Here is a 15,376-nt window from a genome sequence, read left to right as displayed (position 1 = left end):
TGGGGATGATAAGAGAGTGTATAGGGGGAAACGTGATGACAGAGCATGAGCAGCGACCACCGGAGATGAAACGGCATGAACAGGGGAATAGCGGATGGGCGAAATCGCGAAAATCATTATGGTGGGGTGCAGGGCTTCTCGTTGTGCTGATTGTGGCAGTAGTTGCTTGGTGGAAGCCGTGGCAATCGACGGGTGCGGTACTTACCGCAGATGCGGCAGCCCAATCCGTACTGGATCAATATCCAGGGGAGATTGTGAATTCCACGTTGAAGGACGGGACGTATATCATGCAGCTCCGTTCGGAGACTGGCCTATATGATGTGCAAGTGGATGCCGTTACAGCTGCTGTGAATTCCATTAAACGGCTAGAGTCGAACCCGCAAGTGGAAGAGAAGACGTTATGGAGCCGCGAGCAGATCAAGACGGCGTTGTTAAAACAACAAACAGATAACCAATTGGTCTCGCTTGAACTTGTGGAGCAACAAGGCAGTCCGGTATACACCGCCGTAGTGAAGGCGAAGGATAACAGCCGTGAAGAACTCACGATTGATCCATATACGGGAGAGACGATATCTTCCAAAACAATAACAGCCCCGACAACTGAACCAACAAAGGATGATCCCAAACCTCAGTTTCTGAGCGAGAAACAAGCCAAGCAGAAGGCACTTGCGGAGGTTCCGGGGGAAGTGGACGACATCGAACTGCGTGGAACCAACAGCGGGAATCCATATTATCTGGTTGAAATTGATCTGGAGGATGGCCGGGAAGCCATTGTGCAGGTGAATGCCATCTCGGGAGCGATTCGTTCGGTGACTTGGGATGAGGACGATGATTAACATGTTACAAGGAACACATTAAATATAGTGTTAAACTGCTTTAGAGAGATGATTCCTAGTTTAGGGGTCATCTTTTTCAATTAGATGAACAATGAATACCTGTTAAATGAGCATTCTCTTCATTTTCTCATCAAATTCTAATCTAACTCTCGCTGATCTCTCATTCCTGCAGGGTATTCTATAAATGTAGACGAGAACGAAAACAACAACAACGAGGAGATGAATGATGATGATGAACAAACATAAACTTTGGATTGGTAGCTTGTCAGCAGCAGTATTACTTGGTGGATCGGCCGTAGCGGCTAGCGGGAATGTGAACGGACAATCGGTGCAAACTACACCAACGTCAACAACACAATCTGTAACACAGAATCAGAACAGCACAGGTAAAATGCTGAATGCATCACAAGCGAAAGCGTTGGCGTTAAAAGCAGCCGATGGTAAAGTGGATGACGTGGATCTGGAGCGTAGAAACGGCCAAACGTTCTATGAAGTTGAGATCGACAGAAAAGGAACCCATGATGTTGTCGTTCGTCTGGATGCTTATACAGGCAAAATCCTTGCGGTCGTGAATGATGAAGACTACGATGACGACGACGATTATAAAGGTACTGTAACAGGCAACACATCTAATACCTCTGCTTCCAAGCAGGTCAAATTGACGGCATCCCAAGCTTCAAACATTGCGTTGAAACAAGTTACGGGTGGTAAAGTAACCAAAGTTGAGCTGGATCATGATGATGGTCGCTATGTGTATGAGATCGAACTGAGAACCGCTCAAGGTGAAGCAGATGTAGATATCGATGCCAACACAGGTAAAGTGTTATCGTTTGACCAGGATTTTGACGACCAAGATTAAGCAATAAGGGCGAGCATACGCCGATAAAACATCATATAAAAACCTGCCTATGAACAGCCGCACTCAGCTAGAGATTGATACATCATGGAGGGCAGGGCAGGTATAGCAGAGGACGCTTCGGGGGAAGCGTCTTTTTGCTGTTTATGGAGAGAGCGGAGTATAAAATTGTACATCTTCCGCCGGATTGTTCACTATTCGAGCAGGAACGTGGCGGATACAATCGGAATCAGGGAGGTGAACGTTCAGCCAGTATTGCCAGGAATTCTAATGCTGAAATGCATCATCGATCGGAGGCAGATGAGACATATCGATTTTCTTTTATGTAAGCGCTTCACAAAAAATATGGAGGTGCATTACGATATGGCTATGAACGATGGATGGTTGAAAAAGAATACACATTCACGTCGCTTTACCCGCCGCTTAAGTTATTTGCTTGTGTTGGTTTTGGCGCTGCAATCAATAGGTATGCTGCTCGCACCCGGACCGAATGCTTCAGCTGCTCCGCTCAGTGTAACGAACGGGGTACAATTCAAGGATACCAATGGCAATATCGTTCATGCTCATGGGGGCGGGATGATCAAGGCAAATGGGTATTATTACTGGTTTGGGGAGAACCGTAATACGAATGGAACGTTCAAGGCGGTATCGGTGTATCGTTCATCGGATCTGAAGAACTGGGAGTATCGTAATGATGTGCTGACCAGCAGCTCGGCAGCCGAGTTAAATATCTCCAACATTGAACGCCCAAAAGTCATCTATAACAGTTCGACTGGCAAATATGTGCTGTGGATGCATAAGGAGAATGGTCTGGATTATGGTGAGGCCCGAGTGGCGGTAGCTACTTCGAATACGGTTGATGGCAACTACACGTATGTGGGCAGTTATCGTCCACTTGGGTATGATTCCAGAGATATGACCGTATACAACGATAACGGAACCGCTTATCTGATCTCCGCGACCCGAGTGAATGCCGATCTGAATATATATAAGCTGACCCCTGATTTCCTGAGTGTGGAATCCCTTGTCACAACGCTGTGGCCCGGACAATATCGTGAAGCACCTGCCCTATTTAAAAAAGACGGCGTCTACTTCCTGATCACCTCGGGTGCGACCGGCTGGAATCCAAATCAGGCCAAATATGCGACAGCCTCCAGCATTACAGGCACATGGAGCGGCCTAAGCAATTTTGGAGATAGCACAACATATGGTTCTCAATCTACCTATGTTGTTCCGGTAGAAGGTTCGCAGACCACCTCCTATCTCTACATGGGTGATCGCTGGGCTGGGGCATGGAGCGGACCTGTGCAGGATTCCAAGTATGTCTGGCTACCACTTTCATTCCCAAGCGCAACCAGTCTGGCGATGAACTGGGCCAGCATTATTACGATTGATACAGCAACAGGTACCGTAACTGGAGTAAGTACACCAGATGTATGGGACCCGAATGCTTCATATCAGCTGATCAGTCGTAAAAGTAACAAGTTGCTTAATGTCATCGGGGGTTCTTCCGCCAACGGTGCGGATCTGGAGCAGCGAGCAGATGGGGGGACAACAAGTCAACAGTGGCAGATTACCGATGCGGGTGGCGGTTATGTCAAAATCATCAATCGTTCCAGCGGCAAGCTAATTGGCGTGGAGAATGGTTTCACGAACGACGGGGCTGTCATTGAACAGTGGAATGATGGTGGCTGGGCCAGCCAGCAATGGCAGCTCGTCCATGTAGGTGGTGGTTATTATAAACTGAAGAACCGCAGTACAGGCAAGGTATTGGATATCTCCGGTCAATCGTTGGCAGATGGGGCCGCGGCCATCCAGTGGACGGATAATGGCGGCACGAATCAGCATTTTCAGATTGTTAAGGTGCAGTAAGACGTTTTAAGTATTATAAAATAAGATTCAACATAAAGTGGAAGCCCTTGTCTCTTACCATAAGGTGGGACAGGGGCTTTGTGATGTGTTCACGCTTGTTACGTGATGCTTTTACTCAAAGGGGATATCCAGACGTTGGCTGATATCGTGACCTATTGCCGACCATTACCATCCCAAACTGTGGTAAACTAGTAAAATTATAGAAAAAGATAGAGACAGGAGCTGGATAACGAAGTGAGTGAACAACAAGTGCTATCCATTGAAAGCTTGCGTATGAGATACAACGGACGTTATGTGTTGAATGGCATCGATCTGGAAGTAAATCGCGGTGAGATGATTGGATATATTGGTCCAAACGGGGCTGGCAAAAGTACAACGGTTAAGATTTTACTCGGGCTGGTTGAAGGATATGTAGGCACGGTGCGAATCTTTGGTAAAGATATTGCGGATGGCGATGTAGAGTATAAACGCAGGATCGGATATGTTCCGGAGGTGGCGGAATTGTACGAACAATTAACGCCTGCGGAGTATCTGACTTTTACGGGAGAGTTATACGGTATGTCCTATGAGGATGCGGATTACAAAGCCAAGCTATTGATGGATTGTTTTGGAATGGAAAAATCATATCATTCCCGCATTGCATCCTTTTCCAAAGGTATGCGTCAGAAAGTGCTGTTAATCTCTGCGCTGCTGCATGACCCGGATCTGTTGTTCCTGGATGAACCACTCAGCGGATTGGATGCCAATAGTGTGATGGTGGTCAAAGAGATTTTGTCACAATTGTCAGCCAAAGGCACAACGATCTTCTATTCGTCACACATCATGGATGTGGTGGAGAAGATAAGCAGTCGAATTGTACTGATCGCTGAAGGACGCGTAGTGGCAGACGGTACGTTCAAGCAGCTCCAACAGCAATCCATGGAAGGCTCGCTGGAGGAAGTATTCAATCAATTAACGGGCTTTAATGAACATAAAGCCATTGCTGAGCGTTTTGTATCCATTGTGCAGGAGGTGTACTGATATGGAGGAATCCTCCGACTTCCGCACACTCAAGATTCTGGATCGCTTTCGTCCGCTCATCTCCAGAACAGGGGCGGATTATGATGTGCTGCGCCTGATCTTGCGAGTGAAGTTCCAGATGGATCAACGCAGAGTACCTACTATTTTATCCAACAATTCAGGGAAAAAGGAGCGCAAGGAAGGTAATCAGTTTCTTCGATCCCTGTGGTTATATGGATTAATGGGACTGATGATGGTTCCCTTCGTCGTCTGGGATACGGGGCATTTTATGCTTCAGATGGGTCTTGTGTTTGGCATCTTAATGTTTATGATTATGACGTCCATGATCTCGGATTTTTCCTCCGTACTGCTGGACATTCGGGATCGCAATATCATCATGACGAAGCCTGTTAATGGGCGAACGGTAGGTATGGCCCGAGCCATCCACGCAGGCGTTTATCTGCTATTGCTGACGGGTTCATTAACCGGTATACCGCTAATTGCCGCGTTGGTGACGCATGGGATCGGATTCTTTCTGATTTTCCTTGTAGAACTGATTCTGATCAATATGCTAATTCTGGTGACAACGTCTCTGATCTATCTGTTCATGATGAAGTTTCTGGATGGTGAGAAGCTGAAGGATATGATCAATATGGTGCAGATTCTGCTGTCTGTGGGAATTGCAATTGGTTATCAGCTGGTCATCCGTTCGTTCAGCATTATTGACTTTGGTATGGTATTTACCCCGGCATGGTGGCAGTTGCTGTTGCCTCCGTTATGGTATGCGGCCGCATATGAATGGTTATTTGCAGGGGGCGGGAATGTGTGGATCTATACGTTCACAGCACTGGCAGTCTTGGTTCCTGTGGTAAGTATGATCGTATATGTGAAGCTTATGCCTTCCTTTGAATTGTATTTGGAAAAAATGGCACATTCGGGTCAGTCCTCCGGACGCAGACGTGGAAGATGGGATCGGTTGATCTCCAAGGTGGTCAGTCGTTCGAGAGAGGAACAGGCTTGCTTCCGTCTGTCAGCCAGCATGATGCGTAATGAACGGGAATTCAAGCTGAAGGTGTATCCATCGCTTGGTTTATCATTTGTCTTACCTTATGTATTTTGGTTTACTGAATTGCAATCTTCTAGTTGGGCGGAGTTTAGACAAAGTTCGTTTGTATACACCTTTTACATCGTGCTGATGCTGGTTGTAACGGTTGTAGTCATGCTGAAATTTTCGGGACAATACAAGGCATTCTGGACCTTTCGCGCTGCACCGATGGCAAATGATAGCGCGTTATATAAAGGCGCTCTGAAGGCGTTCTTATGCAACATGTTCCTGCCTATATTTCTGGCAAATGCCATTCTGTTCACCTTGACATTTGGATTACGGATACTACCGGATATTGCAATTATTATGCTGACAGCGACCGCGCTTGTCCCACTGGCAGGTAAATTGTTGCTGCGTAAGCCGCCGTTCTCCCAATCCTTCAGTATGGCGCAGCAAAGTGATGGTTGGTATGTATTCGCCGCCCTCCCTGTGCTTGCCATGTTATGGGGAGTCCATGTCTTTTTCCGTTCCGTGTCAGGTGGCGTATGGATCTATGGTGCGCTATTGATCGTAGCGAATGTGTTGCTGTGGACGCTACTGTTTCGAGAGAAGAAGACAGTGAAGAATTAAAGAACCAAGAATGAAGAACGAAGAGCTAAGAACCAAAGCGATAAGGGATTAGAGATGAGAAGGACGAAGTGATAAGTGCCTAGAAGAGTTAAGAGTGCTAAGAAGAACTAAGAAGAACTAAGAAGAACTAAGAAGAACTAAGAAGAACTAAGAAGAGCTTAAAGGAGCTAACCTAGACGCTGATGTCGGGGTTAGCTCTTTTGATAAGTGATGCTACCCCCAAAGAAACCTTCGCCCGCAGCGCTAACGAACCTGAGACAACCTATTTGGGGCAAAAATCTGAAATATAAATTCTAACGAACCTCAGGAACGCTATCCTTCGGAAAAGTAGTTATTTAGCTTGAAAAAGGACCAAACTTGGCACAATAACGTGTCTGAGATTCGTTAGATTTTAGATCCATGCTAAAAGGACCAAATAGCGTGTATCAGGTTCGTTAGAATAAAGTAAAGCAGTGTAGGCTCTCTCTCAGTACGTCGGAATATTGAAATCGAGCGAAGCCCATGATGAGTTCCCGGTACATTCAAACTTAGAACCTATAGAGTGGCGGAGAATGTGTTGGTGGTATGAATATACTTTGATGGCAGGGTGGGGCGCCCTATCTTGTGTGGCCTGCTCGGAGAATGGATTCCGCTAGCCGATCGGCTGCATCGGCTGTGGAGATCGCAGATTGCGTAGCTTCTGCGTATACCTTGCTCAGCGTGCCTGCAATCCCCGCCACCTTTTGGCGGATCAGGTCAGGCCCTGCGCCTTCCAGCTCGTAGGCGGTGGAGATGATTCCGCCTGCATTGAGCACATAATCAGGCGCGTACAGGATACCGCGCGCCTGCATGCGGCCTGCAACCAGCTGTCGTTCACTCAGCTGGTTGTTGGCCGCCCCGGCAACGATGGAGCAGCGCAGCTCCTCCACCGTTGCCGGGGTCAGTACGCCCCCTAGGGCACAGGGGGCGAAGACCTTGCAGTCAGCGGCGTGGATATGGGCCGGATCGGCCGAGATGGCGCCGCTGAACTGCACAAGGGCACGTTGTACACGCTCCGGTACAACGTCTGCCACAATGAGCCGTGCCCCGGCTGCATGCAGGTAACGGCACAGGGCATACCCGACCTTGCCCAGTCCCTGGACGGCAACGGGAATGCCCTGCAAAGATGCAATGCCTTGCTGGCGCAGCGAGGTCACAATGCCGATGTGTACGCCGTAGGCGGTCATCTCGGCAGTGAAGTCATCCTGCGCCCCGAGCGAACCCGTGGTGTCCGTCACATGTACGGTCTCCAGTCGGATCTGGTCCATGTCTGTCGCCGTGGTACCCAGATCAAGACCGGTCACGTACCGTCCGTTCAGCCGCTCCAGACAACGACCCAGTGCGCGAAAGCGCTGCGCCCGCTTGGATGCGTCCGTATCCAGACTTTTATCTTGTGGATGTGTCATCTCATCAGCGACGACTTTCCGTTCAACGGCAGCGCCCTTCTGTTGCTCTACCTCTAAGTCCCCAGCAACATGCTCACCACTTTGAGATCCGCAACCATCCTCATCCGGTTTTGCATTCTTCGCAATAGGCACATTCCATATGACCACTTTCCCGCCACCATACGGCAGTCCGGAGATTGCATTTTTGTACGTCATGCCTTTGGCAAGTTTCATAGCATCCCGAACAGCTTCTTCCTCGGACGCATACGTCCAGTAGCGGCATCCGCCCAGCGCAGGTCCAAGGGCCGTATTATGAATGGCAATGACCGCCCTCAATCCACTATCTGCATCATGGCAAAAAAAGAGTTCCTCCATGCCTTCCCGCTCCATCTCCTGCCATAGCTGCATGACGGTACCCCCTTTTTGTTTTGACCCATCCATCCTGGTTTTGACCTGATATCCTGTGCCAGCGTGCTTGGCTTTATGATGATACAGCATATTCAAAGACCCCCGTTTTCGACCCTGGGACCTCCGCTGGGTTGATAATCGGTACAAACGGTTCTATAATGGCAGTTCCGGCATGCCAGAGAGCAGAAAATGCCTACGGATTTAAATCCCACCGTTTAGAATGAGGGTATAACGTCCAATGATGGAGATAGAGCGAACATACAGGAAGCATAGATGATACGAAATCGTCGAGGATATGCAGCAAAGGGCCAATTCCGTTGTGAAGACCAGGAAAGAGGGATTACGATTGTTTAAAATATTGGTATTTATCTTTTTGATCCAGATTGTATACGTATCGGCTTATACATTACGGATGATTCTGACACTCAAAGGACAGAAATATATCGCCGCACTGATCAGCATGGGTGAGATTGTGATCTATGTACTCGGTCTGAATCTTGTGCTCCAATACCTGACTCAGCCTTCGGCCCTGATCGTATACGCGGTGGGTTATGGACTGGGAGTGTTGCTCGGTGCGTGGATTGAAGAGAAGATCGCCCTCGGTTACGTTACCGTTAAAGTCATCTGTAACCAGATGGGCAACAACGTCGCGAATGCCCTGCGAGATAAAGGATATGGTGTTACTGCATGGGTGGGCAGTGGACGTGATGGAGATCGGCTTGTGATGGAGATTCTGGCAAAACGTAAAAACCAGAAATTGCTCTACCAGACGATTCTCGATCTGGACCCCAAAGCATTTGTTATTACCGTGGAGCCCAAACAGTTCCATGGCGGCTTCTGGACACGTTCCATCAAAAAGTAAAATCGAGCAGGTCTGCGGCAGATGCAGTCCTGCTTTTTTTATTTCATCCCATCTGGAATTGTCTTGTTGCCACGATATATCCCTGAAACCTTACTCCCCAAGTTAACTCTGTACGATTCAAGGTTGCTTACAGTACAAACCCTTACCATACCAGCCTTTCCTAACCACATGTGAGATAGGGATTATTGTTGTAATCGTTTTCAAAATGTACATTGAGAACATGTCCTTCGTAACATGGCATGGCAGCGATGGGCGAATGTAATCATTATATTTCGGGAGGAATGGAATCGATGAAAATCAAATTTCGAAGCTTATGCAGCACAGCCTTGGCTCTAACGTTGGGGTTAACTTTATTGTCCGGCCCGGCAAGTGTGCAGGCAGCAGGCAACGCAGACTACAATCTCACAGGCTTCTCCCAAGGGAATGCGGGCGGCGGCATCATTAGCGAATCAAACACAGCCACGTATAAGAAAGTGTATAATGCGACCGATCTGGCACTGGCGCTGAAAAAGAACTCCGGTGTCAAAGTTGTTGAGATCATGAACGATCTGAATCTGGGATGGAATGAAATTCCGAGTGCAGCGCAGACTTCTCCTTTTGCCAAGCATAATGATGCGCTGACGCATCCCGTATTAAAACAGACCGGTGTCAGCAAGCTCACGATTGACGGTTTCAATGGACTCACGATTTTCTCCGCCAACGGCTCCAAAATCAAACACGCTGCGATCAGCGTGAAACGAAGCTCAAATGTCATCATCCGCAACCTGGAATTTGATGAGTTATGGGAATGGGATGAATCCACCAAAGGTGATTACGACAAGAACGATTGGGATTACATCACCCTGGAGGAGAACAGCAACGTATGGATTGATCACTGCACATTTAATAAAGCCTATGACGGACTTGTCGATTCGAAAAAAGGAACCAGCGGCGTGACCATCTCCTGGTCCCTCTTCAAAGGGGATGACGGCAGCTCGAACAGCTGGGTTACCCAGCAGATTAACGAATTGGAAGCGAATAAGGCTTCCTATCCCATGTACAACTACCTGCGGAGCAGTGCTGTAGGTCTCAGCAAAGCAGATATTATCGCCATCTCTGGACCACAAAAGAAAGGACATCTGGTCGGTTCGACCAGCCTGGAATCAGCTAACGCCAACCTGTCCATGACGCTGCACCATAATCTCTACAAGGATATTCAGGACCGGATGCCACGCCTGCGTGGAGGCAACGCACATGCATACAACATCGTGATGGATGCAACAGGGGCACGTGCCGCTAAAGCCAAAATTACAACGGCGATGGCAACAGCAATTGCATCCAAAGGTTATAAGTTCGATATCATTGGCAATGGGGCAATCTCCACAGAGAGCGGAGCTGTATTGGTTGAGAAATCAGTCATCAAGGACGTGTTGTATCCTGTTCGCAACAATCAGACCAATCCGTCAGATCCAACCTATACCGGCAAAATCAGAGTGACGGATACCATGTATTCTTTGGATGGCAGCTCATTCCGTGGCAGCAGTGATACGTCCGGCAGTCCGCTGGCGCCAATCCCGGCAGTGTTAAAATCGTTCTCCTGGAACGGCTTCTCAACACTTCCTTACAGCTATACCACGGATGATCCATCCACATTGAATGCACGCCTCACGGCTTCCAATGGCGCGGGTTCGGGTAAACTGACCTGGTCCAAGGACAATTGGCTGAAGACAAGTTATTGATATCAGAGTAACCTGTTGCTTTTACGTTCTTCAAACAAAGAAAAGAGTGCTCCTGCAGCTACGATAGCCGGGAGTGCTCTTTTTATATAATTTAGCTTTAAAAACAGCCATTAATACAAATTCAACTTGTAATTTTACTTACCGGTAAATATAATTTATTAGAATTGACCAATAAGGATGGTGAAGTAGCTTGGATGTATGGATATACTCCACACTTACGCTTGTTTATTTGATACTTGTTGTTCGGATGGGCGTCGATTTAACCCGGAGGAAGCAATGGCTTGCGTATTCCAGTTTTCAGCTAGCTGTAGCGTTCAGCTTGGCATATGATAATGGAATTATTGCTGTAGGTAAGTTGATAGGGGAAGGGGATGTGTTAATGGTTCTCAGTAGCCTTCGATTTTGGTTACATGCCTTTGCTACCCCTACCCTTATTCTTGTTGGCTACCATATCTTGCGCAGCTCAGGTGCCAGGTTTGCCAATAGAAGTATAACGAGTGTGGTAGCATGGCTGATAACTTTAGGTCTGGTTGTCTACCAGATTGTAGGTTTTACTTTATCCGAGGTTCAAAATCTCAGGGTTATAGAAGAGTATGGAGTACTGAGATATATGGCAGAAGGTCATGGAGGTCCGCCGATGATGGTGATCATCGTGGGGCTTGTACTTTTATTTGTTAGCCTGATCGTTCTTTTCAAACATAAATGGGTATGGCTGTTTGTTGGGACTGCATTATTGTTTGCAGGGCAGTTAATCTCCCTGCCAGTGGAAAGTGGAGCTTTAACCAATGTGTATGAGCTGATTCTCATCCTCTCGATTTGGAGAACGACTACATTTTTGAAGGGCTCAACAGATCGTCGCCGTCGTTAAGCTCCGATGCATCAGAAAAGACTGGCCCGTAAGATAAAGGCCAGTCATCTGTGTTCCTATATTTCATTTTTTAATTCACATATTCATGATATCTGATGAGGCAGGCACAGCACTCACCGAGTCACGATAGATGATGTTGCCTTTCACGTGTACACGGCCGAAACTGCGGTTTGGGTTGTCGACCTTTTTGAGCATGGACTGAACTGCCGTGCGTGCCATCTGTTCCACATCCACTTCAACAGTTGTCAGCTTGGGATCGGAGAGCATCGCATAGATATCATTATCAAAACCAACAACAGAGCATTGGCCAGGCACCTGAATATCCATGGAAGTCAGTTTTTGAACAAGCAGATGAGCGACCTGATCACAGTTGCATACAAAAGCGGTTGGCAGCTGTTCCGGCAGATCAATCTCAATAAACGTACCCCGTTCATCCCGATCATTCAGAACCAGATCCGGATTCATCGGCAACCGATGTTCCAGCAAGGATTTGTAGTAACCGAGGAATCGGTCCTGGATGCTGCTCGTGGAATACAGGTTCCCTACATAAGCAATGTTACGGTGGCCCTGCTGAACCAGATAGTTCGTTAGCTCATAGGCAGCGTAGAAGTTATCGGTAACGACGGAATCGATGTCCGAATGTTCATCGTAGAAGTCGAGAAACATTTTGGGAACCTCCATCGATCGCACCAGTTCAATATACTCTTTGCTGATCTGTCCGAGCACGATGAAACCATCCACCTTGTTGTCGCTGTACAGCTTGGGCAGCGTTAATTCTTCCTCATCCTCCACATTCAGAATGTGCAGAATGCCGTAGTAGCCCTGTTCCTCCAGATGTTTGGTGATGCGCTGGAACACGCGTACATAGAACGACTGCGTAGGCCCGGTAAAACGCTCCGGGATAATTACGCCAATATTATGGGTTAAGCCTTCCTTCATCGAACGGGCAGCGGCATTATACCGATAGCCCATTTCAACAGCAAGCACTTTAATTTTTTCCTTTAATTCGCCACTCACGCCATCTTTGTCATTCAATGCTTTCGAGACGGTCACACTGCTGACCCCGAGCCTGTCGGCGATATCCCGCATGGTGATATTATTCTTCAGTATGGTCGCCTCCTTCAAGCCGGTATAGGCACAATGTGCTGTCATTATGATGAGCGCTTTCTCCACACATAATAACAATCCATATCAGTATACATCGTTACCAACTTGGAATAAAGCAATTCTGGCTGATGTTTCGCTATTTTCCGCATATTTCAGGCTTGCATGAAAGGTTGTTATAGCGATGTTATGTCAATTGTTTCTCTAAAAGCTTCTCATTCTGTTCTATCAGCTGACCGCGCTGGCTGGCACAGTCCAGTGAACGATATGGATCAGCCGGTGTATTGAACGTATAATCGACTAGTTTTTCCAGCGTGGTTGTTGCCACATGACAGCGGGTATCACTGGATGCGTAATAGATAAAGACCTCGTTCTTCTCATTGACCACAGCTCCATTGCAGAAAATAACATTGGATACATCGCCTACACGCTCGTCGTCATAAGGGGCAATGAAGTGGCCGCCCGGCTTGGCAATAATACGCGCCGGATCATTCAGATCCGTAGCGAAGGTGTATAACACGTAACGCAGGCCTGCTGCGGTGTTCCGAACTCCATGAGCAATGTGAATCCAGCCACGATCCGTCTTGAGCGGAGCAGGGCCCTGACCATTTTTGACCTCGTATACCGTATGATATTGCCGTTCGTCGATAATTATCTCTTCATGAATGATAGGGTTCAAGATGTCCTCACACAGACCAAAGGCGATTCCGCCGCCGCTGCCTGTTGAGATGAATCCGTCTTGTGGACGGGTGTAGAAGGCATATTTTCCATCCACAAATTCCGGGTGCAATACGACATTGCGCTGTTGAGGGGAATTCGTTGTGATGTTGGGCAACCGTTCCCAGCTTGTAAGATCCCGTGTACGAACCAGTCCTGCCTGTGCAACTGCGCTGGATGTATCAAATGCAGGAGCCTCCGGGTCTTTGCGTTCCGAGCAATAGATGCCATAGATCCAACCATCCTCATGCTGAACAAGACGCATATCATATTGATTGGTTTCATCCGCATCAATATCTTCCCAGACTAATGGTTTACCTATAAAGCGGAATCCGTCGATTCCATTGTCACTCTCGGCGAGTGCAAAGATCGATTTGCGATCCAATCCTTCGGTACGAATAACCATGACGTATTTGCCATTGAAATAGATGGCTCCTGGATTCAGCGTTGCGTTAATGCCCAGGCGTTCCATGAAATGCGGGTTGGTCGTCTCATTCAGATCGAATCTCCAATGCAGCGGTACATGATGGCGAGTGATAACCGGATATTGATACCGATCATATATGCCGTTGTAGAAGGAAGAATTGATCTCATTGGGGCGAGTAAGCAACTGCTCCTGTTTCTCCAGTAACTCCTTATATTTCGGGTGTATCATTCTGATCCCATCCTCTCGATTAGTTCAATACAGAATCTGCTATTGTGATACGGACATTTCCACGGTCCGGCAATTTCGCTCTGATCCGGTGTGCCGTTCCCATCAACCGACCAGTACCATTCCCCACCAGCGCGCTGATCAATAATGTTTTCCTTCGTATAGCTCCACAGGCGTTCCACTCTCTCCAGAAACAGTGGATCACCTGTACGCTGATATGCATTATAGAAACCGACCATCGCCTCAGCTTGAACCCACCAAATTCGCTTCTCATCGATATGTTCACCTTCTTGTTCATTTAACAGGGAACCATCCGCATTCACGGCTACATTGGAGATGTTATAGGCAATATCTGTTACCATCGCCGCATACTCCGGATGTTGTTCCAGCCCCAGCACTTTTAACGTTTCGTCGATCAGCCAGCTGGCTTCAATGTCATGTCCAAACGAGCGCAGATCGATGAGGGATTCCCACTGTTTATTGAAAAATACCCCGAGAAACTTGGTGTCTTGGTCATACACGCGTTCATACAAAATTCCGAGAAGGCGTTCCAACGCCGCCTTCACTTGTTGATCCGGCCATACTCGATAGAGCGTGGTGTAGGCCTCCAACACATGGATATGCGTATTCATTGTGTAATCCGCAATAACCCCATTTTCGCTCAGCATTTCATTGGGCTGTTCCTTCCATGTGCGATCAAATTGTTCCTTGTACGCAGGTAGTTCGGCATCCAGACCTTTGTCCTCGATTAGAGCGAAAAGCGTTTTCGCAAGTTCCAATGCAGAAGCATCCCCGGTAGCGCGATAGTACTCGCTGAGTGAATACACGCCGAATGATTGCGTATACACATGTTTGCTCGTATCCAGTGCTTCCCCTGTGTAATCTACCATCCAGTACATGCCGCCATATTCGGTATCCATCACATGATCGGCGAGAAAACGGTATGCATGTTCAGCGTGCTCGCGCCATCTTTCGTTTCCAGTAACCCCATACGCTGCTGCAAAAGACCAGAGTTGCCGTGCTGTGGCGATCCCGCCTTTGGGTGCCTGTTGATTCACCTGAAGATCATTACCAACCCAGCCGTAGAATCCTCCGTGGGTTGTATCTTGAAGGGTGGACCAGAAGGGTAAAATTTGCTTTTCCCAATGCGCCTTAATTTCTGATTGAAGTTCGGTTGTTTTTGTATTCATAAGTGAGCGCTCCTTCAGAATGTTACATCAATCTGATTTCGTTAAGTTAACGGTAACTTTATTAAACAATATTAGTGCCCTGAAAAACAGATGTCAACGAATTACTTCGCAATTTTTCTTGTAAAGTTATAAATAAATTAATTGACAGGTAAGCGTTACCATACTAGAATTCATTTTGTAACCTTAACGATAACTTAATTTATTTAAGAGAGGGGC

General features: G+C 47.5%; 13 protein-coding genes. 9 read left to right on the top strand and 4 right to left on the bottom strand.

Annotated features, from left to right (window positions below; translation table 11 throughout):
• Nucleotides 1-35 precede the first annotated feature (35 nt).
• The 6 genes from MKY92_RS29085 to MKY92_RS29060 all read left to right on the top strand — a co-directional run bounded on the left by MKY92_RS29085 (nt 36) and on the right by MKY92_RS29060 (nt 6,238).
• Nucleotides 36-836: a PepSY domain-containing protein gene (locus MKY92_RS29085; RefSeq protein ID WP_339298517.1), complete on the top strand. Its 801-nt coding sequence runs from the start codon at nt 36-38 to the stop codon at nt 834-836.
• A gap of 223 nt (nt 837-1,059) precedes the next feature.
• On the top strand, nt 1,060-1,695 hold the full coding sequence (locus MKY92_RS29080; protein WP_339298516.1) for a PepSY domain-containing protein: 636 nt from the start codon (nt 1,060-1,062) through the stop codon (nt 1,693-1,695).
• 134 nt (nt 1,696-1,829) lie between these two features.
• Complete coding sequence (locus MKY92_RS29075; protein WP_339298515.1) at nt 1,830-2,021, top strand: hypothetical protein; 192 nt, start codon at nt 1,830-1,832, stop codon at nt 2,019-2,021.
• Nucleotides 2,022-2,055: 34 nt separating this feature from the next.
• Entirely contained in the window at nt 2,056-3,564 is a 1,509-nt protein-coding gene (locus tag MKY92_RS29070) for an RICIN domain-containing protein (RefSeq protein ID WP_339298514.1), read from the top strand.
• A 234-nt stretch (nt 3,565-3,798) separates the two neighbouring features.
• A complete protein-coding gene (locus tag MKY92_RS29065; RefSeq protein WP_339298513.1) occupies nt 3,799-4,584 on the top strand; it encodes an ABC transporter ATP-binding protein in 786 nt (261 codons plus the stop codon).
• 1 nt (nt 4,585) lies between these two features.
• Nucleotides 4,586-6,238 carry a hypothetical protein gene (locus tag MKY92_RS29060; RefSeq protein WP_339298512.1) on the top strand — a complete coding sequence of 551 codons (1,653 nt, stop codon included), beginning with the start codon at nt 4,586-4,588 and terminating at the stop codon, nt 6,236-6,238.
• A 596-nt stretch (nt 6,239-6,834) separates the two neighbouring features.
• Here the strand turns inward: MKY92_RS29060 and MKY92_RS29055 are convergent.
• On the bottom strand, nt 6,835-8,049 hold the full coding sequence (locus MKY92_RS29055) for a Glu/Leu/Phe/Val dehydrogenase dimerization domain-containing protein (RefSeq protein WP_339298511.1): 1,215 nt from the start codon (nt 8,047-8,049) through the stop codon (nt 6,835-6,837).
• Between the two features lie 346 nt (nt 8,050-8,395).
• On the opposite strand from MKY92_RS29055, the gene MKY92_RS29050 reads away from it, so the two are divergent.
• The 3 genes from MKY92_RS29050 (at nt 8,396) to MKY92_RS29040 (ending at nt 11,497) form a co-directional block, all read left to right on the top strand.
• Nucleotides 8,396-8,911 (top strand): DUF2179 domain-containing protein, encoded by a 516-nt coding sequence (locus tag MKY92_RS29050; protein WP_036606590.1) that lies wholly within the window; start codon nt 8,396-8,398, stop codon nt 8,909-8,911.
• Nucleotides 8,912-9,201: 290 nt separating this feature from the next.
• The gene (locus tag MKY92_RS29045; protein WP_339298510.1) at nt 9,202-10,629 is read left to right on the top strand and encodes a hypothetical protein; all 1,428 of its coding nucleotides are present in this window, start codon (nt 9,202-9,204) and stop codon (nt 10,627-10,629) included.
• Between the two features lie 190 nt (nt 10,630-10,819).
• Nucleotides 10,820-11,497, top strand: a complete 678-nt coding sequence (locus MKY92_RS29040) for a hypothetical protein (protein WP_339298509.1) — start codon at nt 10,820-10,822, stop codon at nt 11,495-11,497.
• Nucleotides 11,498-11,572: 75 nt separating this feature from the next.
• Here the strand turns inward: MKY92_RS29040 and MKY92_RS29035 are convergent, their stop codons facing one another.
• The 3 genes from MKY92_RS29035 to MKY92_RS29025 form a co-directional block, all read right to left on the bottom strand.
• Nucleotides 11,573-12,649 carry a substrate-binding domain-containing protein gene (locus tag MKY92_RS29035; RefSeq protein WP_339298508.1) on the bottom strand — a complete coding sequence of 359 codons (1,077 nt, stop codon included), beginning with the start codon at nt 12,647-12,649 and terminating at the stop codon, nt 11,573-11,575.
• Between the two features lie 139 nt (nt 12,650-12,788).
• Entirely contained in the window at nt 12,789-13,973 is a 1,185-nt protein-coding gene (locus MKY92_RS29030) for a glycosidase (RefSeq protein WP_339298507.1), read from the bottom strand.
• The gene (locus MKY92_RS29025; RefSeq protein ID WP_339298506.1) at nt 13,970-15,160 is read right to left on the bottom strand and encodes an AGE family epimerase/isomerase; all 1,191 of its coding nucleotides are present in this window, start codon (nt 15,158-15,160) and stop codon (nt 13,970-13,972) included. The genes MKY92_RS29030 and MKY92_RS29025 overlap by 4 nt, the downstream gene beginning before the upstream one ends.
• Nucleotides 15,161-15,376: the final 216 nt, after the last annotated feature.

Origin of the sequence: Paenibacillus sp. FSL R5-0623 (assembly GCF_037974265.1) — a bacterium.
Classification (GTDB): domain Bacteria; phylum Bacillota; class Bacilli; order Paenibacillales; family Paenibacillaceae; genus Paenibacillus.
This window is presented reverse-complemented; position numbering and strand designations above follow the sequence as displayed.